19 protein-coding genes and 1 rRNA gene are annotated in these 24,526 nt (G+C 72.6%); 16 read left to right on the forward strand and 4 right to left on the reverse strand.

What is annotated here, in order from left to right:
• Nucleotides 1-174: 174 nt before the first annotated feature.
• The 3 genes from rrf (at nt 175) to ACZ7DE_RS17490 (ending at nt 2,405) form a co-directional block, all read left to right on the forward strand.
• Nucleotides 175-291 (forward strand): 5S ribosomal RNA (rrf, locus tag ACZ7DE_RS17480).
• 276 nt (nt 292-567) lie between these two features.
• Nucleotides 568-1,680, forward strand: a complete 1,113-nt coding sequence (locus tag ACZ7DE_RS17485; protein WP_470762069.1) for a hypothetical protein — start codon at nt 568-570, stop codon at nt 1,678-1,680.
• Complete coding sequence (locus tag ACZ7DE_RS17490) at nt 1,662-2,405, forward strand: tetratricopeptide repeat protein (protein WP_470762071.1); 744 nt, start codon at nt 1,662-1,664, stop codon at nt 2,403-2,405. Before ACZ7DE_RS17485 ends, ACZ7DE_RS17490 begins: the two co-directional genes overlap by 19 nt.
• A gap of 76 nt (nt 2,406-2,481) precedes the next feature.
• On the opposite strand, the gene ACZ7DE_RS17495 is transcribed toward ACZ7DE_RS17490, so the two are convergent.
• Entirely contained in the window at nt 2,482-3,765 is a 1,284-nt protein-coding gene (locus ACZ7DE_RS17495; protein WP_470762073.1) for a DUF1015 domain-containing protein, read from the reverse strand.
• Between the two features lie 73 nt (nt 3,766-3,838).
• Between ACZ7DE_RS17495 and ACZ7DE_RS17500 the strand changes: the two genes are divergently transcribed.
• The 4 genes from ACZ7DE_RS17500 to ACZ7DE_RS17515 all read left to right on the forward strand — a co-directional run bounded on the left by ACZ7DE_RS17500 (nt 3,839) and on the right by ACZ7DE_RS17515 (nt 7,956).
• Nucleotides 3,839-4,867, forward strand: coding sequence for an HAD hydrolase-like protein (locus tag ACZ7DE_RS17500; protein ID WP_470762074.1), 1,029 nt, complete (start codon nt 3,839-3,841; stop codon nt 4,865-4,867).
• A gap of 73 nt (nt 4,868-4,940) precedes the next feature.
• A complete protein-coding gene (locus ACZ7DE_RS17505; RefSeq protein ID WP_470762076.1) occupies nt 4,941-5,984 on the forward strand; it encodes a FecCD family ABC transporter permease in 1,044 nt (347 codons plus the stop codon).
• A gap of 71 nt (nt 5,985-6,055) precedes the next feature.
• Nucleotides 6,056-7,075, forward strand: coding sequence for a FecCD family ABC transporter permease (locus tag ACZ7DE_RS17510; RefSeq protein ID WP_470762806.1), 1,020 nt, complete (start codon nt 6,056-6,058; stop codon nt 7,073-7,075).
• Nucleotides 7,072-7,956, forward strand: coding sequence for an ABC transporter ATP-binding protein (locus tag ACZ7DE_RS17515; RefSeq protein ID WP_470762078.1), 885 nt, complete (start codon nt 7,072-7,074; stop codon nt 7,954-7,956). The genes ACZ7DE_RS17510 and ACZ7DE_RS17515 overlap by 4 nt, the downstream gene beginning before the upstream one ends.
• On the opposite strand, the gene ACZ7DE_RS17520 is transcribed toward ACZ7DE_RS17515, so the two are convergent.
• Nucleotides 7,940-8,287 (reverse strand): SCP2 sterol-binding domain-containing protein, encoded by a 348-nt coding sequence (locus ACZ7DE_RS17520; RefSeq protein ID WP_470762080.1) that lies wholly within the window; start codon nt 8,285-8,287, stop codon nt 7,940-7,942. The two genes, ACZ7DE_RS17515 and ACZ7DE_RS17520, sit on opposite strands and share 17 nt — an antisense overlap.
• A 42-nt stretch (nt 8,288-8,329) precedes the next feature.
• On the opposite strand from ACZ7DE_RS17520, the gene ACZ7DE_RS17525 reads away from it, so the two are divergent.
• From ACZ7DE_RS17525 to ACZ7DE_RS17545, 5 genes are all read left to right on the forward strand, one after another.
• Nucleotides 8,330-8,641 carry a hypothetical protein gene (locus tag ACZ7DE_RS17525; protein ID WP_470762082.1) on the forward strand — a complete coding sequence of 104 codons (312 nt, stop codon included), beginning with the start codon at nt 8,330-8,332 and terminating at the stop codon, nt 8,639-8,641.
• 7 nt (nt 8,642-8,648) lie between these two features.
• A complete protein-coding gene (locus ACZ7DE_RS17530) occupies nt 8,649-9,464 on the forward strand; it encodes a TlyA family RNA methyltransferase (protein ID WP_470762084.1) in 816 nt (271 codons plus the stop codon).
• Complete coding sequence (locus ACZ7DE_RS17535; RefSeq protein ID WP_470762086.1) at nt 9,461-10,366, forward strand: NAD kinase; 906 nt, start codon at nt 9,461-9,463, stop codon at nt 10,364-10,366. Before ACZ7DE_RS17530 ends, ACZ7DE_RS17535 begins: the two co-directional genes overlap by 4 nt.
• A gap of 100 nt (nt 10,367-10,466) precedes the next feature.
• The gene (recN, locus tag ACZ7DE_RS17540) at nt 10,467-12,185 is read left to right on the forward strand and encodes a DNA repair protein RecN (RefSeq protein WP_470762808.1); all 1,719 of its coding nucleotides are present in this window, start codon (nt 10,467-10,469) and stop codon (nt 12,183-12,185) included.
• A gap of 422 nt (nt 12,186-12,607) precedes the next feature.
• Nucleotides 12,608-13,735: a glycosyltransferase family 4 protein gene (locus tag ACZ7DE_RS17545; RefSeq protein ID WP_470762087.1), complete on the forward strand. Its 1,128-nt coding sequence runs from the start codon at nt 12,608-12,610 to the stop codon at nt 13,733-13,735.
• Between the two features lie 333 nt (nt 13,736-14,068).
• Here ACZ7DE_RS17545 and ACZ7DE_RS17550 read toward each other — a convergent pair whose 3' ends face one another.
• A complete protein-coding gene (locus ACZ7DE_RS17550; RefSeq protein ID WP_470762089.1) occupies nt 14,069-15,718 on the reverse strand; it encodes a PucR family transcriptional regulator in 1,650 nt (549 codons plus the stop codon).
• Nucleotides 15,719-15,974: 256 nt separating this feature from the next.
• Nucleotides 15,975-17,777, reverse strand: coding sequence for a glycoside hydrolase family 15 protein (locus tag ACZ7DE_RS17555; protein ID WP_470762810.1), 1,803 nt, complete (start codon nt 17,775-17,777; stop codon nt 15,975-15,977).
• A gap of 468 nt (nt 17,778-18,245) precedes the next feature.
• Between ACZ7DE_RS17555 and ACZ7DE_RS17560 the strand changes: the two genes are divergently transcribed.
• The 4 genes from ACZ7DE_RS17560 to ald all read left to right on the forward strand — a co-directional run bounded on the left by ACZ7DE_RS17560 (nt 18,246) and on the right by ald (nt 24,223).
• Complete coding sequence (locus ACZ7DE_RS17560; protein ID WP_470762091.1) at nt 18,246-19,910, forward strand: CTP synthase; 1,665 nt, start codon at nt 18,246-18,248, stop codon at nt 19,908-19,910.
• A gap of 92 nt (nt 19,911-20,002) precedes the next feature.
• Entirely contained in the window at nt 20,003-20,629 is a 627-nt protein-coding gene (locus tag ACZ7DE_RS17565) for an NUDIX domain-containing protein (protein ID WP_470762094.1), read from the forward strand.
• A gap of 266 nt (nt 20,630-20,895) precedes the next feature.
• Complete coding sequence (locus ACZ7DE_RS17570; RefSeq protein ID WP_470762096.1) at nt 20,896-22,962, forward strand: tetratricopeptide repeat protein; 2,067 nt, start codon at nt 20,896-20,898, stop codon at nt 22,960-22,962.
• A 136-nt stretch (nt 22,963-23,098) separates the two neighbouring features.
• Entirely contained in the window at nt 23,099-24,223 is a 1,125-nt protein-coding gene (ald, locus tag ACZ7DE_RS17575; protein ID WP_470762098.1) for an alanine dehydrogenase, read from the forward strand.
• The last annotated feature ends 303 nt before the right edge of the window (nt 24,224-24,526 follow it).

Genomic DNA, 24,526 nt, shown 5'->3' on the forward strand with positions numbered 1-24,526 from the left:
GTTGATAGGCCGGATGTGGAAGCCCAGTAATGGGTGAAGCTGACTGGTACTAATAGGCCGAGGGCTTGTCCTCAGTTGCTCGCGTCCACTGTGTTAGTTCTGAGGCAACGACCGTTGCCGGTTAGAGCTGAAAACAAGTAAAAAGTGTGCTTGTTCGCTCGAAACCATTAGGGTTTCGGTGGCCATAGCGTGAGGGAAACGCCCGGTTACATTTCGAACCCGGAAGCTAAGCCTTACAGCGCCGATGGTACTGCAGGGGGGACCCTGTGGGAGAGTAGGACGCCGCCGAACAATCTTTGGAAGGACCCCTGGTCCCAGCGTTCAGCTGGGACCAGGGGTCCTTTTTTGTTTTTCTGGAGCGCGCCGGGTACCCGGGTGCGCGAGAATGTTTGCTGTACCGAAGACAGGAGTCACCGATGTCCACCAACTCTCCCGACGACCGACCTGAGCGCGACCAGCGGCGACGGGACAGTGGGGACCGCGGCGACCGCGCCGGCAACCGCGGGGACCGTGGCGGCTTCCGCCGCGACAACGACCGCGGCGGATTCGTCCGCCGAGATGACCGCCGTGACGACCGCCGTGACGACCGGGGTCGCGATGACCGCGGCAGCCGTGACGACCGCGGCCGTGAGGACCGTGGCGGTTTCCGTCGTGACGACCGTGGCGACCGCCCCGCCTTCCGTCGGGACGACCGTCGCGACGACAGGCGCGATGACCGGCGGGACGACAGCCGTGGTGGCTTCCGTCGCGATGACAGTCGTGGTGGCTTCGGTGGCGGCCAGGGACGCGATCGTGCCGGTGCCGGCGGTGGTTACGGCCGACGGGACGACCGGCGCGATGACCGCCGTGATGACCGCCGTGATGATCGTCGTGAGGGTGAGCGGGGTTCTCGTCCGGCGTTCCAGCGTGACGACCGCGGGGACCGCGGGCCGCGTCGGGACGACCGTGGGGACCGTGGCGGCTTCCGTCGCGACGACCGTGGCGACCGCCCCGCCTTCCGCCGCGACGACGACCGTGGGGGACAGGGCCGACGCGACGACAATCGCGGTGGCGGCTACGGTCGGCGGGACGACAGCCGTGGTGGCTTCCGTCGCGATGACAGTCGTGGTGGCTTCGGTGGCGGCCAGGGACGCGATCGTGCCGGTGCCGGCGGTGGTTACGGCCGACGGGACGACCGGCGCGATGACCGTCGTGATGACCGCCGTGATGATCGTCGTGAGGGTGAGCGGGGTTCTCGTCCGGCGTTCCAGCGTGACGACCGCGGGGACCGCGGGCCGCGTCGGGACGACCGTGGGGACCGTGGCGGCTTCCGTCGCGACGACCGTGGCGACCGCCCCGCCTTCCGCCGCGACGACCGTCGCGACGACAGGCGGGACGATCGCCGGGACGACCGTGGGGGTTTCGGGCGGCGCGACGACAACCGGGGTGAGAGCGGTGGCTTCCGCGGTCGGGACGACAGGGGCGGCCCCCGCGGTCCGCGTCGGGACGATCGTGGTGCACGGCCCGGTGGGTTCCGGGGCCGTGACGGGCGTGACGACCGTCGGGACGACCGGCGCGGTGGCGGCGGTGGCCGCTTCCGTGACGAGCGGGACCGGGACCGTGAGCCGATCAAGCGGCTGCCGATCCCGGAGGACGTCACGGGCGAGGAGATCGACAAGGACGTGCGGCAGGAGCTGTTGAGCCTGCCCAAGACGCTGGCCGACGACGTCGCCAAGAACCTGGTGATGGTCGCCCGGTTGATCGACGAGGACCCCGAGCGCGCCTACGCGTACTCCAAGGTGGCGCTGCGACTGGCGTCGCGCGTCGCCGCCGTGCGGGAGGCGGGCGGGTTCGCCGCGTACGCCAACCAGAAGTACAGCGAGGCGCTCGCCGAGTTCCGGGCGGCCCGGCGGATGAGCGGCTCCGTGGAGCTGTGGCCCGTCATGGCCGACTGCGAGCGCGGGCTCGGGCGGCCGGAGAAGGCCCTGGACATGGCCGGCGCTCCCGAGGTGCACAAGCTCGACAAGGCCGGCCAGGTGGAGATGCGGCTCGTCGCGGCCGGGGCCCGGCGCGACCTGGGGCAGCTGGACGCGGCGATCGTGACGCTGCAGAGCCCCGAGCTGGCGTCGAACTCCGTCCAGCCGTGGACCGCGCGGCTGCGGTACGCCTACGCCGACGCGCTGCTCGCGGCGGGGCGTGAGGACGAGGCGCGGGAGTGGTTCGCCAAGGCCGTCGAGGCGGACCGGGACGGCAGCACCGACGCCTCCGACCGGCTCGCCGAGCTCGACGGGGTGGACTTCGTCGACGCCCTGAACGAGGACGACGAGGACCACGACGACGACGTGACCGGCGGGGCCGTCGTGAAGGATGCGGCGGAGGACGTCGAGGACGCGGCGGACGGCAAGGCCGACCGCGACGAGGACTGACGCAGGTCGAAGGGCGGGATCCGGGGTAACCGGGTCCCGCCCTTTTTTCGTGCGCTCGGACGTCGAGTTCGTGCGGTCAGACGTCGAGTGCGCGCAGGACCAGTCCCGAGGCCGGCTTCGGGCCGAACGACGTCGACTTGCGGGGCATCGTGACGCCCTGCCGGGCGAGGTCGCGGACGACCTCCTCGCGGACGGGGTGGAGCAGGACCGCCGTACCCCCGTCGCGTTCGGCCTTCCTCACGGTGGCGGCCGTGTCATGGATGTAGGCGATGCGGGCGGGGTCGTCCTCGGGGATGCCCCATATGTGGCCGAGGAGCGTGGCGTGCAGGACCGTCGCGTCCAGGGTGCGCCAGGCCTCCGGGCGGTCGGCGGGGATCGTGCGGTCCAGGAGGGCCGGGTCCGGGCGGTCCAGGAGGTGGAAGGCGCCGTCGCCCGCGAGGAGGAACGCGTTGCCCGCGCAGGCGGCGTCGGCCAGGGCCTCGAGAGCCTGCGGGAGGGGGACGTCCAGACGCCGGACGCGGAACCGGCCGTCGAGCGCGGCCAGTGCCTCGGTCACCGGCAGACCGTGCAGGAGTCGGTGGATGGCGCGGACGCGCAGGGGGTAGCGCGCGGTGTCGACCAGGAGGACGAGGCCGTGGTCCCAGGGGCCGGGAGAAGGGTGCTCCGCGCGTAGACGCAGGTACGTCGCCCAGCGGTGGTGCCCGTCGGCGATGAGGGCCTGGTGCCGGGCGAGGTCCTCCTGGACGCGGGCGGTCTCGGCGGGGTCGGTGATCGCCCAGAGGCGGTGGCTGTAGCCGTCCTCCGTGGTGGTGGACAGGAGCGGGGGGAGGGCGGCCGCGCGCTCCACGCTCTCCGCGGCGGCGCCGTCGCCCCGGTAGGTGAGAAGGAGCGGCTCGAGGTTCGCGTGCGTGGCGAGCATCAGGGCCGCGCGATCGGCGACGACGTGCGGCATGACGTCCTCATGGGGGAGGACGATCCCTTCCGACGGTTCCGAGACGCGCAGGGCGCCGATGAGGCCGCGCTGGAGCATGCCGTCGGAGTGCCGCTGCTCGTAGACGTACAGGGCGGGCTCGGAGTCGGCCGTGAGGACGCCCTCGGCCAGCCAGCGGCGTAGGGTGTCGGCGGCCTGTTCGTTGCGGGCGGCCGCATCGGTGGCCTGAGGCAGGATCAGACGGACGATGTTGTACGGGTCCGCGTCCTGGAGGTGGTGCAGGCCGTCGGGGCGCACGACCACGTCGTACGGCGGGGATGTGACGGCGGCGAGACTGCCGACCCGGTCGGGGTCGTAGCGCAGGCCTCGGAACGGGGTGAGTTCCAGGCCTCGGGGCACCGTTGCCTCAGGGGGACCTGCTGTGTTCATCCCGGCATCGTACGTGTGTCGGCGGCGTGCGGGATGATCGAGGGAAAGCAGATCGAGCGAGGAGCGATGTGTAATGAGCCGGAGCGTCAGGACGCGACCGGAGGGCAGGGGGCAGGCCCTGAGCGAGGCGTACGACACGGCTCTGCTCGATCTCGACGGGGTGGTGTACGCGGGCGGGAACGCGATCGTGCACGCCGTCGAGTCGCTCGCCGCCGCGCGGGCGGGAGGAATGCGGCTCGCGTACGTCACGAACAACGCGCTGCGCACGCCGGACGCGGTGGCCGGTCATCTGTCGGAGCTGGGGATACCGACCGGCGCCGACGACGTCATCACCTCTGCGCAGGCCGTGGCGCGGCTGATCAGCGAGCAGGTGCCGGCGGGGTCGCGGGTGCTGGTGATCGGCGGGGAGGGACTGCGGGTCGCGCTGCGCGAGCGCGGGCTCGAGCCGGTGGAGTCGGCGGACGACGATCCGGCGGCCGTGGTGCAGGGGTTCGGCGGTCCCGACCTGCCGTGGGGGCGGTTCGCTGAGGCTTCGTACGCCGTCGCGCGTGGGGTGCCGTGGTTCGCGTCCAACACGGACCTGACGATCCCCAGCGGACGGGGGATCGCGCCGGGCAACGGGGCGGCCGTGGAGGTGGTGCGGATCGCGACCGGCGCCGAGCCGCAGGTCGCGGGCAAGCCGCTGCCCCCGATGCACCGGGAGACCATCCTGCGGACGGGAGCCGAGCGGCCGTTGGTCGTCGGGGACCGGCTGGACACGGACATCGAGGGCGCGTTCAACGGCGAGGTCGACTCGCTGCTCGTCCTCACCGGTGTCACCGACGGGGCGCACCTGCTCGCCGCGCCGCCGCAGCACCGGCCGACGTACGTCGACGGCGACCTGCGCGGGATGCTCACCGGACAGCCGGAGGTGTGCGCGGAGGGGGACGGCTTCCGGTGCGGGGGCTGGACCGCGACCGCGGGAGCCGAGCGCCTCGAGCTGGCGGGCGAGGGCGAAGCCCTGGACGGGCTGCGGGCGTTGTGCGCGGCGGCCTGGACGGCTGCGGGGGACGGAGCCTGTGGGCTGGACGGAGGGAAGGCCCTGGCGCGGCTCGGCCTGTGAGGCGCCGAAGGGCAGCCGGCCCCGGGACGGACCAGGGCACCGACCAAATAGCAGGGTAGGCTAACCTAACTGCGTGTTGGTCGACAGTGTTCCCGTACCGCGCGCGGAGACCGCCCCCGCGCCCCCGAACCGCCGGGCGATACGTTCCGCCGGACTCCTCGCCGCCGTGGCGGTCCTGCTGCTGGTGGCGGTGGCGAGCATCGCCGTCGGGGCCAAGGAGTTGTCCGTCGCGCAGGTCTGGCACGGCCTGTTCGAGGACTCTGGCACGTACGCGGACGTCGTCGTCGACGAGCGGCTCGCGCGGACCGTGCTCGGGCTGCTCGTCGGGGCCGCGCTCGGCCTGTCCGGGGCGGTGCTGCAGGCGCTGACGCGCAATCCCCTGGCCGATCCCGGACTGCTCGGCCTCAACGCGGGCGCGTCGGCCGCCGTCGTCACCGCCATCTCCTACTTCGGCGTCACGAGCCTGACCGGTTATGTGTGGTTCGCGTTCTTCGGGGCGGCCGCGGTCGGCGCACTGGTGTGGTTCCTGGGCGGCAGCCGCGGGGCCACGCCGGTACGGCTCGCGCTCGCCGGCACCGCGATCAGCGCGGCGCTCTACGGCTATCTGCAGGCCGTGATGATCCTGGACGGCGCGGCGCTGGCCAGGATGCGCTTCTGGACGGTGGGCTCGCTGTCCTCGGCGACCGACGGGACCATTCGGCAGGTGCTGCCGTTCCTGGTGGTCGGCACGCTCCTGGCGCTCGCGCTCGCCCGGCCGCTGAACGCCGTGGCGATGGGCGACGACACCGCCAAGGCGCTCGGCGCCGACCTCAACCGGACCCGGGCGCTGTCGATGCTCGCCGCGACCGTGCTGTGCGGCGCCGCGACCGCCGCCTGCGGTCCGATCGTGTTCGTCGGGCTGATGGTCCCGCACGTCGTGCGCTCGTTCACCGGCCCCGACCTGCGCTGGATCATGCCGTACGCGGCCGTCCTGGCCCCGGTGCTGCTGCTGGGCTCCGATGTCCTCGGCCGGGTCGTGGCCCGGCCGTCGGAGGTCCAGGTGGGCATCATCACCGCGATCATCGGCGGCCCGGTCTTCATCTTTCTCGTACGACGGCGGAGGACGGCCCAGCTGTGAAGAGCGAGCAGAAGACCCTCCGCGGTCCCCGTGACCCGCGTGACGCCCGCGGCCGTCGTGGCCCGCGTGCTCTGCGCACCCCCGGCGGGCTCTCCGTCCGGGTGGATGTGCGGGCGCTGCTCGTCGTCGTGCTGCTGGCGGCCGCCGCGCTCGGTGCGAGCGTGCTGCTGATCGGCACCGGCGACTTCCCGATCTCGACCGGTGACGTGGTGAGGACGCTGCTCGGCGAGGGCGACGCGGGGCAGGAGTTCATCGTGAACGAACTGCGCCTGCCGCGCGTGCTCGTGGGGCTCCTCGTCGGCGCCTCGCTGGGGCTCGGCGGGGCGCTGTTCCAGGCCGTGTCGCGCAACCCGCTGGGCAGCCCGGACGTCCTGGGACTCGGGCAGGGGGCGACGGCCGGCGCGCTCGTGATGATCGTGCTGTTCTCGGGGAGCGCCACCCAGGTGACCGTCGGCGCGCTGGTGGGGGGTCTGGTGACCGGGTCCCTCATCTACCTGCTGGCGTGGAGGCGGGGCGTGCACGGGTACCGGCTGGTGCTCGTGGGCATCGGCGTCTCGGCCGTCGCGACGGCCGTGAACGGCTACCTGCTCACCAAGGCCGACTTCGTCGACGCGTCCCGCGCGGTCGTGTGGATGACCGGCACCCTCGACGGCCGTGACTGGAAGCAGGTCTGGCCGCTGCTCGCGCTGGCCTGCGTGCTCGTTCCGCTCGTCCTCGCCAACGCGCGCGGGCTGCGGATGATGGAGATGGGCGACGACGTCTCCCACGCGCTGGGCGTGCGCGTGGAGCGCGTGCGGCTGCTGCTGATGGTGGCCGCCGTGCTGCTCACCGCGGCGGCCACCGCCGCGGCGGGGCCCGTCAGCTTCGTGGCGCTGACCGCGCCGCCGCTCGCCCGCAGGCTGACCCGCTCGCCCGGACCGAACCTGGTGGCGTCCCTGTGCATGGGCGCCGCCCTGCTGGTGATCGCCGACTGGGCCGCGCAGCGGCTCTTCGGCGACGGACAGCTGCCCGTGGGCGTGGTCACCGGAGTGCTGGGCGGGGTCTACCTGCTGTGGCTCCTGGTCACCGAACGCAAGGCGGGCCGCATATGAGCGGCCCGTTCGACCACCACAGCCGCTCGGCCGAACAGAACAACCGAAGGAGCACCGTGAACCGCCTGTCCGCCGAGAACGTCACCCTCGCCTACGACCAGAGGGTCATCGCCGAACAGCTGTCGGTGGAGATACCGGACAACTCCTTCACCGTGATCGTCGGCCCGAACGCCTGCGGCAAGTCGACGCTTCTGCGGGCGCTGTCCCGGATGCTGAAGCCGAGCCGGGGCCGGGTGCTGCTGGACGGGCAGGTCATCCAGTCGATGCCCGCGAAGGCGGTGGCGCGGACGCTCGGACTGCTGCCGCAGTCGTCCATCGCGCCCGACGGGATCACCGTCGCCGACCTGGTGGGGCGCGGCCGCTACCCGCACCAGGGCATCCTGCGGCAGTGGTCGGCCGAGGACGAGCGGGTCGTGCAGGAGTCGATGGCGCAGACCGGGGTCGCCGAGCTCGCCGACCGGTACGTCGACGAACTGTCCGGCGGGCAGCGCCAGCGCGTGTGGATCGCGATGGCCCTCGCCCAGCAGACGCCGTTGCTGCTCCTCGACGAACCGACCACGTTTCTCGACATCCAGCACCAGATCGACGTCCTCGACCTGTGCGCCCAACTGCACGAGGAGCAGGGGCGCACGCTCGTCGCCGTGCTGCACGACCTCAACCACGCGGCCCGGTACGCCACCCATCTCATCGCCCTGAAGGGCGGCGAGGTGATCGCGCAGGGCGCGCCCGCCGCCGTCGTCACGGCCGGACTGGTGGAGGAGGTCTTCGGGCTGCGCTGCCAGGTCATCGACGACCCTGAGACGGGAACGCCGCTGGTGGTTCCGGCGGCGCGCAGGGCGCGGGCCGACGCCCGGCGGGCCGTGGCTACAGAAGCTTCCTGAGCTGGAACAGGTCCTTGAGGCCGGCCTCCAGCTTCACCCGGCCCGAGCCCCACGCCTTGGCGAAGTTCAGCTCGCCGGCGACCAGCGCCACCAGGTCGTCGCCGGACATGGTCAGCCGGATCTGGGCCTTCTCCCGGGGAGGGCCCAGCAGGGTGTCATGCACCACGATCCGGCCGTCCGTCATGCGGCCGACGAACGTGACGTCCAGGTCGGTGATCCGGCAGCTCACCGAGCGGTCCAGGGCCGTGGCCGCCCGGACGTCCCCTTCGGCGCTCTGCATGTTCTGGGAGAGCTTCTCGAGTGCGGCGCGGCACTCCTCGGTCGTGGCCATCGCGACCGACGGTACCCCAGGCGTTCGGGGTAGCGTCTGGGCATGAGCGACACAGTGCCGCAGACGGGCCCGCAGCCCGCGCCCGAGGGGCCGGAGCAGGAGTACGACCCCGCCGCTCCCGCGCCGCTGGGCGTCACCCGCGTCCCCACCGGCGACGCCGACGTGGACGCGCACCTGGAGCGGCTCGCCGACGCCGACCACCTCGCCACCGACGGACACGTCGAGGTGTACGAGGATGTACACCGGGGGCTGCGCGACGCGCTGACCGCGCTCGACGCCCGCCCGGGACCCCCGGCGCCCTCGCCGTCGCACGACCAGAGGGCGCCCTCACCCTCGTATGGCACTAGGAGCTGAACCGAACGTGGCAGGAGTCGCACGTCGTCGTCTGGACGCGGAGCTGGTCCGCCGGAAGCTCGCGCGCTCGCGCGAGCATGCCGGACAGCTGATCGCCGCCGGCCGGGTCACCGTCGGCAAGACCGTCGCGACGAAGCCGGCCACGCAGGTCGAGACCGCCGCCGCGATCGTCGTCGCCGTCGACGACGCCGACCCCGACTACGTGTCCCGCGGCGGGCACAAACTCGCCGGCGCCCTGGAGGCGTTCGTACCGCAGGGACTGGCGGTGCGGGGGCGGCGGGCGCTGGACGCCGGCGCGTCGACCGGCGGGTTCACGGACGTGCTGCTGCGGACGGGGGCCGCGCACGTCGTCGCCGTCGACGTCGGATACGGACAACTCGCCTGGTCTCTTCGCAGCGATGAACGCGTCACCGTCAAGGACCGTACGAACGTACGCGAGTTGACGCTTGAAGCGATCGATGGGGAGCCTGTGGATCTTGTCGTGGGGGACTTGTCCTTCATTCCGCTCGGGCTGGTGCTGCCGGCCCTGAAGCGGTGCACGAAGCCGGACGCGGACCTGGTGATGATGGTCAAGCCGCAGTTCGAGGTGGGGAAGGAACGGCTCGGCAGCGGGGGCGTCGTGCGCAGCCCGCAGCTGCGGGCGGAAGCCGTTCGGGGTGTGGCGGCGAAGGCCTGGGACCTGGGGCTCGGGGTGCGCGGTGTGACCGCCAGTCCGCTGCCCGGGCCCTCGGGCAACGTCGAGTACTTTCTGTGGCTCCGGGCCGGGGCGCCTGCCCTTGACCCGGCCGACGTCGACCGTGCAGTTGCGGAGGGGCCGCGTTGAGTCAGAACCGAGCTCGTACTGTTTTCCTGCTCGCCCACACCGGGCGGCCCGCGGCCATCCGCAGCGCCGAGCTGGTGGTCAAGGGGCTGCTGCGCGAGGGCATCGGGGTGCGCGTACTGGAGTACGAGGCGTCCGACCTGCATGTGCCGGACGACGTGGAACTGGTCGCCGAGGCCACCCCGCAGTGCCTGGAGGGGTGCGAGCTGCTCATCGTCCTCGGCGGTGACGGCACGCTGCTGCGCGGCGCGGAGTTCGCGCGGGCGTCCGGGGTGCCGATGCTGGGCGTCAACCTCGGGAGCGTCGGCTTCCTCGCCGAGGCCGAGCGCGACGACCTCGACAAGGTCGTCGACCGGGTGGTGACGAAGGCGTACGAGGTCGAGGAGCGCATGACCGTCGACGTCGTCGTGCATCGCAACGGGGACATCGTGCACACCGACTGGGCGCTGAACGAGGCGGCGGTGCAGAAGGCCGGCGCCGAGAAGCTGCTCGAGGTCGTGCTGGAGATCGACGGGCGGCCGGTCACCGGGTTCGGGTGCGACGGGATCGTCCTGTCGACCCCGACCGGGTCCACCGCGTACGCCTTCTCCGCCGGCGGGCCCGTGGTGTGGCCGGAGGTGGAGGCGCTGCTGATGGTGCCGATCAGCGCTCACGCGCTGTTCGCGAAGCCGCTCGTGACCTCGCCGAACTCGGTGCTCGCCGTCGAGCTGCTGCCGCACATCCCGCCCGGGGTCCTGTGGTGCGACGGCCGGCGGACCTTCGAACTGCCTCCGGGGGCCCGGGTGGAGGTCCGGCGGGGCGCCGTGCCGGTGCGGCTCGCCCGGTTGCACCACGCTTCGTTCACCGACCGGCTGGTGGCCAAGTTCGCCCTGCCCGTCTCGGGATGGCGAGGGGCCCGGCACTAGCGCTCGCGGGGGCGGGAAAGGCGCGTCCACTCGCCCGGGTGACAGGGTGCCTCGCACTTTCCCTCTCCGACCTCGTAAGGTCTTCCCCGTGTTGGAGGAGATGCGGATACGGTCGCTCGGGGTCATCGACGACGCGGTCGTCGAGCTGTCGCCCGGCTTCACCGCCGTCACCGGTGAGACGGGCGCGGGCAAGACCATGGTGGTCACCAGCCTCGGACTGCTGCTCGGCGGACGCGCGGATCCCGCGCTCGTGCGGATCGGCGCCGAGAAGGCGGTCGTGGAGGGGCGGATCACCCTGCCCGCGGGCGCCCCGGTGGTCGTACGCGCCGAGGAGGCCGGGGCCGAGCTCGACGACGGGGCGTTGCTCATCAGCCGCACCGTGTCCGCCGAGGGGCGGTCGCGGGCGCACGTGGGCGGGCGGAGCGTGCCCATGGGCCTGCTCGCCGAGCTCGCCGACGAGCTGGTGGCCGTGCACGGGCAGACCGACCAGCAGGGGCTGCTGAAGCTGTCCCGGCAGCGGCAGGCCCTCGACCGATACGCGGGCGATGCCGTGACCGTGCCGCTCGCCAAGTACACCGAGGCCTACCGGCGGCTGCGGGCCGTGGCCGTCGAGCTGGAGGAGATCGTCACCCGCGCGCGTGAGCGGGCCCAGGAGGCCGACATGCTGCGCTTCGGGCTCGACGAGATCGCCGGCGTCGAACCCCGTGCCGGGGAGGACGCCGAGCTCGCGGAGGAGGCCGAGCGGCTCGGGCACGCGGAGGCGCTGTCGTCGGCCGCCACGGCCGCGCACGCCGCCCTGGCAGGCAATCCGGAGGATCCCGAGGGCATCGACGCCGCCACGCTCGTCGCGGGCGCACAGCGGGCCCTGGAGGCCGTCAGGTCGCACGATCCGGCGCTGGCCGCGCTCACCGACCGGATCGGGGAGATCGGGATCCTGCTGGGCGACGTCGCGGGAGAGCTCGCGGGGTACGCCGACGACCTCGACGCCGATCCGCTGCGGCTGTCGGCCGTCGAGGAGCGGCGGGCCGCGCTCACCGCGCTCACCCGCAAGTACGGCCAGGACGTGAACTCCGTCCTCGCCTGGGCCGAGCGGAGCGCCGCCCGGCTCACCGAGCTGGACGGCGACGACGAGCGCATCGACGAGCTGACCGCCGAGCGGGACGCGCTGCGGACCGAACTCGGCGGGTTGGCACAGGCGCTGACGGACGCGCGCACCGAGGCCGCCGAGCGCTTCGCCGCCGCCGTGACCGCCGAGCTGGCCTCGCTGGCCATGCCGCACGCGCGCGTGTCGTTCGACATCCGCCAGACCGAGGACCCGGAGGGCGTCGAGGTCGGCGGTCGTCCGGTCGCCTACGGGCCGGCCGGCGTGGACGAGGTCGAGCTGCTGCTCGCCCCGCACCCGGGCGCGCCGCCGCGGCCCATCGCCAAGGGCGCGTCCGGCGGTGAGCTCTCGCGCGTGATGCTCGCCGTCGAGGTCGTGTTCGCCGGGACGGATCCCGTGCCGACCTATCTCTTCGACGAGGTCGACGCGGGCGTGGGCGGCAAGGCGGCCGTCGAGATCGGGCGCCGGCTGGCACGGCTCGCCAAGACCGCCCAGGTCGTGGTCGTCACCCACCTTCCTCAGGTGGCCGCCTTCGCCGACCGCCAGCTGCTGGTCGAGAAGACCAACGACGGGTCGGTCACCCGGTCGGGCGTGAAGGTGCTGGAGGGCGAGGACCGGATCCGGGAGCTGTCCCGGATGCTCGCCGGGCAGGAGGACTCCGAGACGGCCCGGGCGCACGCGGAGGAGCTCCTCGCCACGGCTCGCGCGGACGGGTAGCGGCGCACGGCCACGGCCGGCGCGCACGGCAGGCGCAGCGGGCGCGGGGCGGGCGGTACGGGGTGACCCGTACCGCCCGCCCCGCGGGGTTTCGGGTGGCGTCCGGGTCAGTGGGGGAGGTTGTGGGTGGAGCCGGGGCGGGGCTCAGGGGTACCGGGGCGGGGGTCAGGGGAACCGGGTTGCCGGGAACCGGGGCGAGCGGAACGCCGGTAATCGAACGGAACCCTTGCTTCCTTCACCCGTGTGGGTGATGCGAGGGGGTCTGTTGCCCGGTCCCGGGGTGCTCGGCGGCACGGAACACCCGTACGTCCTGGCATCCTTGGGCGTAGTGCGTGGAGGAACGCCAGCGGTCCACCCCTCCGCCCGGTCCTTCAGTACGTTCCTTCGTGACCGTCCGACGCCGAACCAGGAGCCCCGGCCACGTGAGCAGCCACTCACCGCACGGCCAGTCGTCGCTGCGCACCGTGCAGGTGCTGGGCGGCGGCAACGCCGGCAGCAGCGCGCATGTGCGCTCCCTGGCCGCGGGGCTCGTCGCGCGGGGCGTGCGGGTGACGGTGTGCGCCCCCGCCGACGCGGACGACGCCTACGACTTCACGGGTGCCGGGGCCGAACACGTCCATGTGCCGCGCAGCAGCGACCCGGGGTCCGTGGCGGCGCTGAGGGCAGCCTGCGCGGACGCCGACCTCGTTCACGCCCACGGACTGCACGCTTCCTTCCGGGCCACCCTCGCGCTCGGCGGCCGGCGCACCCCGCTCGTCGTCACCTGGCACAACCGCGCGCACGCCGAGGGCGCCCGTGCCCACCTGCTGCGGCTGCTGGAGCGGCGGGTCGCGAGGACGGCCGCGGTGGTCCTCGGCACCACCTCCGACCTCGTCGACCGGGCCCGCCGGACGGGAGCCCGCGACGCACGGCTCGCCGCCGTGGCGCTGCCCCGGCCCCCGCGGACCGAGGGACCTGAGGAGTCCGAGCAGCCGCCCTCCAAGCTGCGGGCCGAACTCGGCGCCATCGGCCGACCGTTGCTGATGGCGGTCGGCTCCCTGGACCGGCACCGCGGCTACGACCTCCTGCTGGACGCCTCGCGCGCGTGGCGCGAACTGGATCCGGCGCCGTTGGTGGTGATCGCGGGGGAGGGGCCGCAGCGGGCGGAGCTCCAGCGCCGGATCGAGGACGAGGGGCTGCCGGTCCGGCTCGTCGGGCTGCGGGACGACGTGAGCGAACTGCTCACCGCCGCCGACCTCGCGCTGTTGCCCGGCGATGGGGAGTCGCGCTCGGTCCTCGCACAGGAGGCCCTGCACGCGCGCGTGCCGCTCGTCGCGGTCCGCGCCGGCGGCATCCGTGAACTCGTCGGCGACGCTGCCGCACTGGTGCCGCCCGGCGACCCGAAGGCCTTCGCCGGCACCGTCGTCGAGCTTCTCGGCGATCCCGAACGGTCCGAGCACCTGCGGGACTTGGGCACCGGCCAGGCGGCCACCTGGCCCACCGAGGACGAGACCGTCGCCCAGGTGCTCAGCGTCTACGACGAGCTCACCCAGCCCCGACCGATGATCTGAGCCGAACGCAGGGCCGACGGCGACCGGCCGACGACCACGGGGGCCGACGCCGGTCGGCCGGGACCAAACGGGCCGATGGCGGCCGGCCGAAGACGGCAAGGGCTGAGGCCGGCCGGCCGACGATCACGGGGCTGACGCCGGCCGGCCGAAGACCAGAGGGGATGACGCCGGCCGGCCGACGATCAGAGAGACCGATGGCGGCCGGCCGATGGCGACGAGGGCCGGAGAGTGAACGGCAGCGGTGAGCGGTCGACGATCAGCGGCTGACGGCTGACGGCTGACGGCTGACGGTTGACCGCTACGGTGGCCGCAGACGATGACCGGCCGACGGCGTCAGACCTGCGGCACGTGCCGTCGGGCCCGGAGCGCCAGACTCAATGCCAGCACGGTCTGCGGGTCGTCGAGGTCCGTGCCGAGCAACTCGCCGATGCGGGCGAGGCGGTTGTAGAGCGTCTGGCGGTTCAGGTGCAGCTCACGGGCCGTCTCCGCCTTGCGGCCGGCGTGCGCCAGATAGGTCTCCAGGGTCGGCAGCAGCGGCGGCCTGGAACGCTGGTCGTGATCGCGGACCGGGCCGATCGCACGGTCCACGAAGGCTGCCAGGTCGCGGTGGTCGCGCAGTCTCCACAGCAGCAGGTCGATGTCCAGGCGGCGGGCGTCGTACCAGGGCCGGTCCGGCAGACCCTGTGCGGCGGTCGCCGTCTCCGCGGCGTGTCTGAGGCCCGCAGAGGCGGCCGCCCAGCCGCCCGCCACGCCGACGACCACCACCGGCGGCGGGGCCCCGGGCCGCTGCATGCCGGCCCGCTCCACCCCGGCCCGCAGCGCCGCCGCGACCCGTTCCGCCACCGCCGACCGCTCCGACTCCGAGCGCAGCCCCAGCAGCACCGGCACCCGGCCCTCCACCGGCCGCACGCCCAGCAGCACCGGCACGCCCACCGACGCCAGCTCCTCGGCGACCGCCCGCGCCAGCACCGCCCAGCCCCCGCCCGGGGAGATGCCCTCGCCCAGCCGCATGACCACCGGGAGCAGCGGACCGGCGCCGGGCCGGAAGCCCAACACCCGCGCCTGCGCCGGGGCGTCCTCCGCGGCGATCCGGCCCTCGGCGAGGTCGGTCAGGAAGTCGCCCCGGCCGCGCGCGGCGAGCTCCTCCTCCTGGCGGGCCTGCATCAGCACCACGGCCAGGATCCCGGCCGCCCGTTCGGCCGCGATCCGGTGCACCGGGGCGAGCGGGGCGCGTACGGGCAGCAGCACGAGCCGGGCGCGCACCGAACCCGTCCCCGGCCCGCCCCCGGGGACGTCCACCAGCACCGAACCGGCGGGCGGCGGGGCGTCCTTGTGCGGGCCGCGCAGGCCCTCCCACACCTGGAGCGGGTCCGCGCCCTCGGGGCCCTCCCCGGCCGCATACAGCAGCTGGCCGTCGGTCGTCTCCAGGAAGACCGGGTTGCCGCCGAAGTCGGCCAGGATGCCCAGCACCTGAGGGATCCCGCCGCCGCCGAGCAGGGCCTGCGTACAGCGCCGGTGCACCTCCTCGGCCCGCTGGAGCAGCGCGTAGTGCCCGTTGACGATCTCGGTGTGGACCTCCTCCGTGACCGTCACGAACGGCACCTCGCGGTGCAGTTGGACGAGCGGGAGCCCGGTTGTGCGTGCCGTCTCCACGAGGGCCGCGGGCAGCCGGGCGAAGCGCGGGCCCAGCTCGATCACCAGGGCCGCGATGCCCCGCTCGGCCAGGGTGCGCACGAACGCCCGCTGTTCGGCCGGTCGGGTGCCGAGGCCGTAGCCGGTGGTCAGCAGCAGTTCGCCGCCCTTGAGGAGCGAGGCGATGTTCGGGACCTCGCCCGCGTGCACCCAGCGCACCGTGCGGTCCAGCCGCTCGCCGCCCGCGAGGATCTCCGGCAGCCCGCTGCGCAGGCCGGGCAGCTCCAGCGCGCGCTGCACGGTGATGCCGGCGCTCTGGCTGTCGAATCGGTGGTCCGTGCGGCTGTCCATGCAGCGGACGCTACCTGCGCCCACGGCGCGGTGACAGCCGCGGACCCGGTCGGACACCGCGCGGCCGGGCGGTGGCGGGCCGTGGGCCTGTGCCCGGTCGCGGCCCGCGGGGCGATGCGTAGCCCACCGGATCCCGGTCCACCGGATCCCGGTCCACCGGATCCCGGTCCACCGGATCCGGTCCCCGCCCGGCGCGGCGGGACGGGACGGGACCGGCGGCCCTGTTCGGCCGCCGGACGCCGTCGCCCTGTCGGGATCAGCCGCCGTACGCGCCCGACGCCGTCAGGCGCAGAGCCGTGTCGATCAGCGGGACGTGGCTGAAGGCCTGTGGGAAGTTGCCGACCTGGCGCTGCAGGCGCGGGTCCCACTCCTCGGCGAGCAGACCGAGGTCGTTGCGCAGCGAGAGCAGCTTCTCGAACAGCTTGCGGGCCTCGTCCACCCGGCCGATCATCGCGAGGTCGTCCGCCATCCAGAACGAGCAGGCCAGGAAGGCGCCCTCGTCGCCGGGCAGGCCGTCCACGCCCTCGTCGCCGCCCGAGGTCGGGTAGCGCAGGATGAAGCCGTCCGGGGTGGACAGCTCGCGCTGGATCGCCTCGATGGTGCCGATCACGCGCTTGTCGTCCGGGGGCAGGAAGCCCATCTGCGGGATGAGCAGCAGGGACGCGTCCAGCTCCTTCGAGCCGTAGGACTGGGTGAAGGTGTTGCGCTCCTTGTCGTAGCCCTTCTCGCACACGTCCCGGTGGATGTCGTCGCGCAGCTCGCGCCACTTCTCCAGCGGGCCGTCCGCGTCGCCGGACTCGATCAGCTTGATCGTGCGGTCGACGGCGACCCAGGCCATGACCTTGGAGTGCACGAAGTGGCGGCGAGGGCCGCGCACCTCCCAGATGCCCTCGTCGGGCTCGTCCCAGTGCTTCTCCAGGTAGCGGATCAGCTTCAGCTGGAGCAGGGAGGCGTAGTCGTTGCGGGCCAGGCCCGTCATGTGGCCCAGGTGCAGGGCCTCGGTGACCTCGCCGTAGACGTCCAGCTGGAGCTGGTGCGCCGCGCCGTTGCCGACCCGGACCGGGGCGGAGTTCTCGTAGCCGGGCAGCCAGTCCAGCTCGGCCTCGCCCAGTTCGCGTTCGCCCGCGATGCCGTACATGATCTGCAGGTTCTCGGGGTCGCCGGCGACCGCGCGCAGCAGCCACTCGCGCCAGGCGCGGGCCTCCTCGCGGTAGCCGGTGCGCAACAGCGAGGACAGGGTGATGGCCGCGTCGCGCAGCCAGGTGTAGCGGTAGTCCCAGTTGCGGACTCCGCCGATGTCCTCGGGCAGCGAGGTGGTCGGGGCGGCGACGATGCCGCCGGTCGGGCCGTACGTCAGCGCCTTGAGCGTGATCAGGGAGCGGACCACGGCCTCACGGTAGGGGCCGTGGTACGTACAGTGCTCGACCCACTCGCGCCAGAACTCCTCGGTCGCCTCCAGGGACTGCTCCGGCTCCGGCAGCGCGGGCGGCTGCTTGTGCGAGGGCTCCCAGGAGATCGTGAAGGCGATCCGGTCGCCGGGCGCGACCGTGAAGTCGGCGTACGTCGTCAGCGCCTTGCCGTAGGTCTCGCAGTCGGTGTCGAACCACACCGAGTCCGGGCCCGCGACGGCCACCGTGCGGCCCTCGTGCTTGTGCACCCAGGGGACCACCCGGCCGTAGGAGAACCGCATCCGCAGCGCCGAGCGCATCGGGACCCGGCCCGAGACGCCCTCGACGATCCGGATCAGCTGGGGCGCGCCGTCTCGCGGGGGCATGAAATCGGTCACCCGGACCGTGCCGCGCGGGGTGTCCCACTCGGACTCCAGGATCAGCGAGTCGCCGCGGTAGGTCCGCCGGGCCGCGCGCGGCGGCGGGGCGTCGGAGGCGTGCGCGGGCCCGAGGCGCCAGAACCCGTGTTCCTCCGTGCCGAGCAGACCGGCGAAGATCGCGTGCGAGTCGAAGCGGGGCAGGCACAGCCAGTCCACTGTCCCGTCACGGCAGACCAGGGCAGCGGTCTGCATGTCTCCGATGAGTGCGTAGTCTTCGATGCGCCCGGCCACGTGCAACTCCAGTCGAACGGCCACGTCGCCCCCGCGAGAACGGGGGCTGTCGCTAGTGCGGTCAAGGGGTCGTTTGTAATGCGTCGTTGAGCGCTGAAGCAAAGCAGCCGCTCGGCCCTCAGGGCAAAACGCCGATTATTGCTCAACGAACTGACGAGCTCTCGTTGTTCCGGTGGGATACGGGCTGGGGTGTGCCGTCTTGCCGGCCGGGCTCGGCAGCGAGTGTCCGAGCAGGATACGACGCACGTAGATGATCTGCGTGCCGCTCGCGGCAACGCGGGTGGGCCGAACGGGTGAGCAACGGGTGATAAACCGGTGCGGGGACGGCTGCCCGTGTCGGGCCGTGCGCGGAGCGTGGCCGGAAGCCATCTCTCCGAGGCGCTGATACCCTGGTAGCCCGTGGACCGGTGGTCTCGAAGCCCCCGAACCGCACCCCCAAATCGCGACCACGGGAGCCCCCTCTTGGCCATGACGCCCAAATCCACGACGACCAAGCACATCTTCGTCACCGGGGGTGTCGCCTCCTCGCTCGGCAAGGGTCTGACGGCCTCCAGCCTCGGCATGCTGCTCAAGGCGCGGGGTCTGCGCGTCGTCATGCAGAAGCTCGACCCGTACCTGAACGTCGACCCGGGCACGATGAACCCCTTCCAGCACGGTGAGGTGTTCGTCACCAACGACGGCGCCGAGACGGACCTGGACATCGGCCACTACGAGCGCTTCCTCGACCGCGACCTCGACGGCTCCGCCAACGTCACCACAGGTCAGGTCTACAACACGGTGATCGCCAAGGAGCGGCGCGGCGAGTACCTCGGCGACACCGTCCAGGTCATCCCGCACATCACCAACGAGATCAAGCACCGCATCCGCCGCATGGCGACGGACGAGGTCGACGTCGTGATCACGGAGGTCGGCGGCACGGTCGGCGACATCGAGTCGCTGCCGTTCCTGGAGACGGTCCGCCAGGTCCGGCACGAGGTCGGCCGGGACAACGTCTTCGTGGTTCACATCTCGCTCCTGCCGTACATCGGTCCCTCGGGTGAGCTGAAGACCAAGCCGACCCAGCACTCGGTCGCGGCCCTTCGGAACATCGGTATTCAGCCAGACGCGATCGTGCTGCGCTGCGACCGCGAGGTGCCGACCGCGATCAAGCGCAAGATCTCGCTGATGTGCGACGTCGACGAGGACGCCGTGGTCGCCTGCCCCGACGCGCGCTCGATCTACGACATCCCCAAGACCGTGCACGGCGAGGGTCTGGACGCCTATGTCGTCCGCAAGCTGGACCTGCCGTTCCGCGACGTGGACTGGACGACCTGGGACGACCTGCTCGACCGCGTCCACAACCCCGACCACGAGATCACCCTCGCGCTGGTCGGCAAGTACATCGATCTGCCCGACGCCTACCTGTCGGTCACCGAGGCGCTGCGCGCCGGCGGCTTCGCCCACAAGGCCCGCGTGAAGATCAAGTGGGTCACCTCGGACGACTGCAAGACCCCGGCGGGCGCCAAGGCGCAGCTCGCCGACGTCGACGGCATCTGCATCCCGGGCGGCTTCGGCGACCGCGGTGTGCTCGGCAAGGTCGGGGCGATCCGCTACGCCCGCGAGAACCGGATCCCGCTGCTGGGGCTCTGCCTGGGTCTGCAGTGCATCGTGATCGAGGCCGCGCGCAACCTGCTCGACATCTCGGACGCCAACTCCACCGAGTTCGACCCGGCCACCGGTCACCCCGTCATCTCCACGATGGCCGAGCAGCTCGACATCGTCGCCGGTGAGGGCGACATGGGCGGCACCATGCGGCTGGGCATGTACCCGGCGAAGCTGGCCGAGGGCTCGATCGTCCGCGAGGTCTACGACGGCAAGGAGTACGTCGAGGAGCGCCACCGGCACCGCTACGAGGTCAACAACGCCTACCGCGCGGAGCTGGAGAAGAAGGCGGGCATCCTGTTTTCCGGCACCTCGCCGGACGGCAAGCTCGTCGAGTACGTCGAGTACCCGCGCGACGTCCACCCGTACCTGGTGGCCACGCAGGCGCACCCCGAGCTGCGCTCGCGGCCCACGCGTCCGCACCCGCTGTTCGCCGGCCTGGTGAAGGCGGCGGTCGAGCGGCAGGTCGCCGCGGGGAAGACTTCGAAGTAACACACCGGTTGTACGGTTGCCGGGGTGCAAACCTTCAAGGGTTGGCGCCCCGGTTTTCGTTTGCGCAGGTGGCATGTGGAAGGACGCAGGGCATGACGATCAAGGACACTCCCCAGGCGTGGGAGATCCGGGCCACCCAGACCCCGTTCGTGGGCGGCAAGACCTCGGTGCGCACCGACGAGGTGGTCATGCCCGACGGCTCGGTGGTCCGCCGGGACTACCAGGTCCACCCCGGCTCCGTGGCCGTCCTCGCCCTCGACGAGGAGGACCGCGTGCTGCTGATCAAGCAGTACCGCCACCCCGTGCGGCAGAAGCTGTGGGAGATCCCGGCCGGCCTGCTCGACGTGCCCGGCGAGAACCCGCTGCACGCGGCCCAGCGCGAGCTGTACGAGGAGGCGCACGTCAAGGCCGAGGACTGGCGGGTGCTCACCGACGTGTACACGACGCCCGGCGGCTGTGACGAGTCCGTGCGGATCTTCCTGGCCCGGGGCCTGTCGGAGGCGGACGGGCAGCGCTTCGAGGTGGAGGACGAGGAGGCGGACATGGAGCACGCCCGGGTGCCGGTCGCCGAGCTCGTCCGGGCGGTCCTCGCGGGCGACGTGCACAACAACTGCCTCGTGGTGGGCGTGCTGTCGTTGGCGGCCGCGCGCGGCGGGGACGGCATCGACGCGCTGCGTCCGGCGGAGGCGCCCTGGCCGGCCCGTCCGTTCGAGGCCTGAACCCGCCCTCGCCCGGAGCCGTCGCCGTCCGGAGCCGTCGCCGTCCGGATCCGGCCTTGCCAAGACCCGTCGCCGTCCGGATCCGGCCGATCGCGTACCCCTTCCGGACCACTCGCGGTGTGACGATCGGCTGATCCGATCGGGGGACCTCCGGGCCGCCCCGCCGTGCTCCTCCCGGAACGTCGCAGAGCGTGAACTAGGCTCTGGAATCACCCGATCCGGAGTCCCGGCGGGCTTGCGTGTGCGGTGGGACGGGAGTGTGGCCCGTGACGGATCAGGCAGTGGACACAGGCGGCGCGCAGCTGTCCGGACACGCTGCGACAGAGGGCCATTTCCTGGGCCGCACCCGGGAGTTGAAGGAACTGCGCGCCGACATCGAGCGCGCGGGGCTGGACACCATCTCCGGGCGGAAAGCACCCCGCGCGCGCGTGCTGCTCATCGCCGGCCGGCCCGGCTCCGGGCGCACGGCGCTCGCCGAGGAACTCGTCCGGCAGATCGCCGGCCGCTATCCGGACGGGGTGCTGCGCGCCCGTCTCGCCGAGCCCGACGGCACACCGGCGCCGGTCGAGCGCGCGGCGCGTGAACTGCTCGCCGCCCTGGACGTGCCGGCCCCGGCCGGCGCCGACGAGGACGACCTGTCGGCCATCCTGCGCGCGGCCCTCGCGGAGCGGCGGGCGGTCCTCCTGCTCGACGACGCGGCCGGCGCCGAACAGGTCGACGCGCTGCTTCCGGACACCCCCCAGTGCCTGCTCGTCGCGGTCTCGTCCGGGCCCCTCACCGGCATCGCGGACGTCCGTCCCTGCACCCTGGGCGGGCTGGACACCAAGTCCGCCCTCGAACTGCTGACCCGGTACACCGGCTCGGTCCGCGTCACCGTCGACCCGCGCTCGGCCGAGAGCCTCGTGGAGGCCTGTCAGGGCCAGCCCGCCGCGCTGACCCTGGCCGGCGGATGGCTCGCCGCCCGCCCCCAGGCCGCCGTCGCCGACCTCGCCAAGCAGCTCAACGCCGAGGTCGACGAGGGCTCCCCGCTCAGCCGGATGTTCTCGCTGGTGCACGCCGCGCTGCCCGCCCCCGCCGCCCGGATGCTGCGACTGCTGTGCCTCGCCCCCGCCGGCCTCGCGGACCCGCACACCGCCTCCGCGCTGGCCGGCTGCTCGGTGGGCACCGCCCGCACCACCCTGGACGACCTCACCTCCCTCGGACTGCTGCGCGCCGTGGAATCCCCGCTGCCCGAGTACGAGGTCCCCGGCTGCCTGCATCCCCTGCTGCGCGCCGCCGCCGAGACCCACGACCGCCCGGCCGAGCTCCAGCTGGCCCGGGCCCGCATGCTGGAGCGCACGGTACGGCTGCTGCAGTCCTGCCGGGCCGTCACCGAGACCGACAACCCCCAGGCCCGCGAGAAGCTCCAGGGCACGCCCCGCGCCCTGCGCTTCCCCACCCCGAGCGCCGCCGCCGAGTGGCTGCACGCGCGCCGTCCCGCCCTGCTCGCCTCGGCCCGCCTCGCGGTAGCCGACGGGGAGCTGGACACCCTCGCCCGCCGGCTGATGTCCCAGCTGGTCAGGGCGATGGTCGCGCATCTCGGCACCCAGGCGGCCGCCGCCGACCTGTACGGCGTCCACCAGCTCGTCCTCGACGTGGCCGAGCGCCGGAGACTGCCCCGCGAGAAGGCCGCCGCGCTGCTGAACCTGGCCGACGTCGACGCCAGGACGGGCCGCACGGCCGAGGCGCTGGTGCGCTACCGGGCGGCTCTGGACGCCGGACGCGCGGCGAACGACCCGTACGCGATCGGCCGCGCGATGGAATCCGTAGGCGGCGCCCATCTGGAGCTCGGGGACTACGAGCGGGCCGCCGACTGGTTCGGCCGGGCCCTCGCCCAGCGGCTGGGCCGCGACGAGCGCGCGGACGCCGCCCGGCTCTACGGCCGCATCGGGGCCGCGCACACCTACGCCGGCCGCTACGGGGAGGCGCAGCGGGCCTGGCGCGCCGCTGCGGCCGGACACCGCAAGAACGGCGATGTCGGCGCGCACGCACGGGCGTTGAGCGAGCTGGCCCGGGTCCAGGAGTACGCGGGCCGCCCCGAGGAGTCGCTGCGCACCTGCCAGGAGGCGGTGATGTGGGCCGGGCGCGCCGAGGACGCGCGTCTGCAGGCCGCGGTGCAGCTGAGGCTGGCCGACACCCTGGAGCGGCTGGGCGACCCGGAGGCGGCCCGCCTGCACCGGGGCGCGGCCGAGCGCATCCTGGGAGAGGAGCTCGCGGACGGCCCTGCAGAGCCCGAGCGGCCGGAACATACCGCTAACACCTGCGAAATCCGCAGTGCATCCGCTGAAGATTGATGCAATGAAAGGCTAGACAGCGGGAACACCTTCATTAGACTGGCTCTGCCGCGCGTTCTCCTGCGGTACATCCCGGTGCGCCCTATACCTCCGGGAATGTCTTCGCTGTACCCCCACACCCTCTGAGCCAAGGACCGTGATCGACGTGAAGGTCGGCATCCCCCGCGAGGTCAAGAACAACGAGTTCCGGGTGGCCATCACCCCCGCCGGTGTGCACGAGCTGGTGCGCCACGGCCACCAGGTCGTCGTCGAACGAGGCGCCGGCGTCGGCTCGTCCATCACGGACGAGGAGTACGTGGCCGCCGGCGCGCACATCCTGGAGACCGCCGACGAGGTGTGGGCGACGGCCGACCTGCTGCTGAAGGTCAAGGAGCCCATCGCCGAGGAGTACCACCGCCTGCGCAAGGACCAGACGCTCTTCACCTACCTGCACCTGGCCGCCTCCAAGGAGTGCACGGACGCGCTCGTCCAGTCCGGAACCACCGCGATCGCATACGAGACCGTCGAGCTGCCGAGCCGCGCGCTGCCGCTGCTCGCCCCGATGTCCGAGGTCGCGGGCCGGCTGGCCCCCCAGGTCGGCGCCTACCACCTGATGCGCGCCAACGGCGGCCGCGGTGTGCTGCCCGGCGGCGTCCCGGGCGTGCTGGCCGCCAAGGCGGTCGTCATCGGCGGCGGCGTCTCCGGCTGGAACGCGGCGCAGATCGCCATCGGCATGGGCTTCCACGTGACCCTGCTCGACAGGGACATCAACAAGCTCAAGGAAGCCGACAAGGTCTTCGGTACGAAGATCCAGACCGTCGTCTCCAACGCCTTCGAGCTGGAGAAGGCCTGCCTGGAGGCGGACCTCGTCATCGGCGCCGTCCTCATCCCGGGCGCCAAGGCCCCGAAGCTGGTCACCAACGAGCTCGTGTCCCGGATGAAGCCCGGAAGTGTCCTTGTCGACATCGCCATCGACCAGGGCGGCTGCTTCGAGGACTCCCGGCCGACCACTCACGCCGAGCCGACCTTCCCGGTCCACGAGTCGGTCTTCTACTGCGTCGCCAACATGCCCGGCGCGGTCCCGAACACCTCCACCTACGCGCTCACCAACGCCACGCTGCCCTACATCGTCGAACTCGCCGACAAGGGCTGGGTCGAGGCGCTGCGCCGCGATCCGGCACTGGCAAAGGGTCTCAACGCCCATGACGGCAAGGTCGTTTACCGCGAGGTCGCGGAGGCGCACGGGCTGGAGCACGTGGAGCTCGAGTCGCTGCTCGGCTGAGCCGGGAGGCTAAGTCACCTTTTCGTAAAGGCGATACGTCAACAAGGCGCGTCAACGGCGTCCACCTGGCCGGACCTTGCCCGACAAGGTCCGGCCGGATGTGTGTATGGTCACTTTGCGGCTCTCGGCCAACTCGCCTCGAACGTAACTCTTCGACCGATTCGCACACCGGTGAAACCTGCCGTGCGACGGCCGTACGCCCTTGACAGAGGGATGTTTCATTGCCGACACATCGGGCCGGGTCCGGCGGATTGTGTTGCTGCGGACGCCCGACACGCCATAGAGTCGCCGACTGTCGGCATG

This window comes from Streptomyces sp. NPDC037083 (genome assembly GCF_055606485.1).

Excerpts from the sequence above, each read along its gene's own strand:
- ACZ7DE_RS17495 (WP_470762073.1), bottom strand. The coding sequence starts at position 3,765 with ATGAACACAGCAGGTCCCCCTGAGGCAACGGTGCCCCGAGGCCTGGAA.
- ACZ7DE_RS17500 (WP_470762074.1), top strand. The coding sequence starts at position 3,839 with ATGAGCCGGAGCGTCAGGACGCGACCGGAGGGCAGGGGGCAGGCCCTG.
- ACZ7DE_RS17515 (WP_470762078.1), top strand. The coding sequence starts at position 7,072 with ATGAGCGGCCCGTTCGACCACCACAGCCGCTCGGCCGAACAGAACAAC.
- ACZ7DE_RS17520 (WP_470762080.1), bottom strand. The coding sequence starts at position 8,287 with ATGGCCACGACCGAGGAGTGCCGCGCCGCACTCGAGAAGCTCTCCCAG.
- ACZ7DE_RS17525 (WP_470762082.1), top strand. The coding sequence starts at position 8,330 with ATGAGCGACACAGTGCCGCAGACGGGCCCGCAGCCCGCGCCCGAGGGG.
- recN (WP_470762808.1), top strand. The coding sequence starts at position 10,467 with ATGCGGATACGGTCGCTCGGGGTCATCGACGACGCGGTCGTCGAGCTG.
- ACZ7DE_RS17550 (WP_470762089.1), bottom strand. The coding sequence starts at position 15,718 with ATGGACAGCCGCACGGACCACCGATTCGACAGCCAGAGCGCCGGCATC.
- ACZ7DE_RS17560 (WP_470762091.1), top strand. The coding sequence starts at position 18,246 with ATGACGCCCAAATCCACGACGACCAAGCACATCTTCGTCACCGGGGGT.
- ACZ7DE_RS17565 (WP_470762094.1), top strand. The coding sequence starts at position 20,003 with ATGACGATCAAGGACACTCCCCAGGCGTGGGAGATCCGGGCCACCCAG.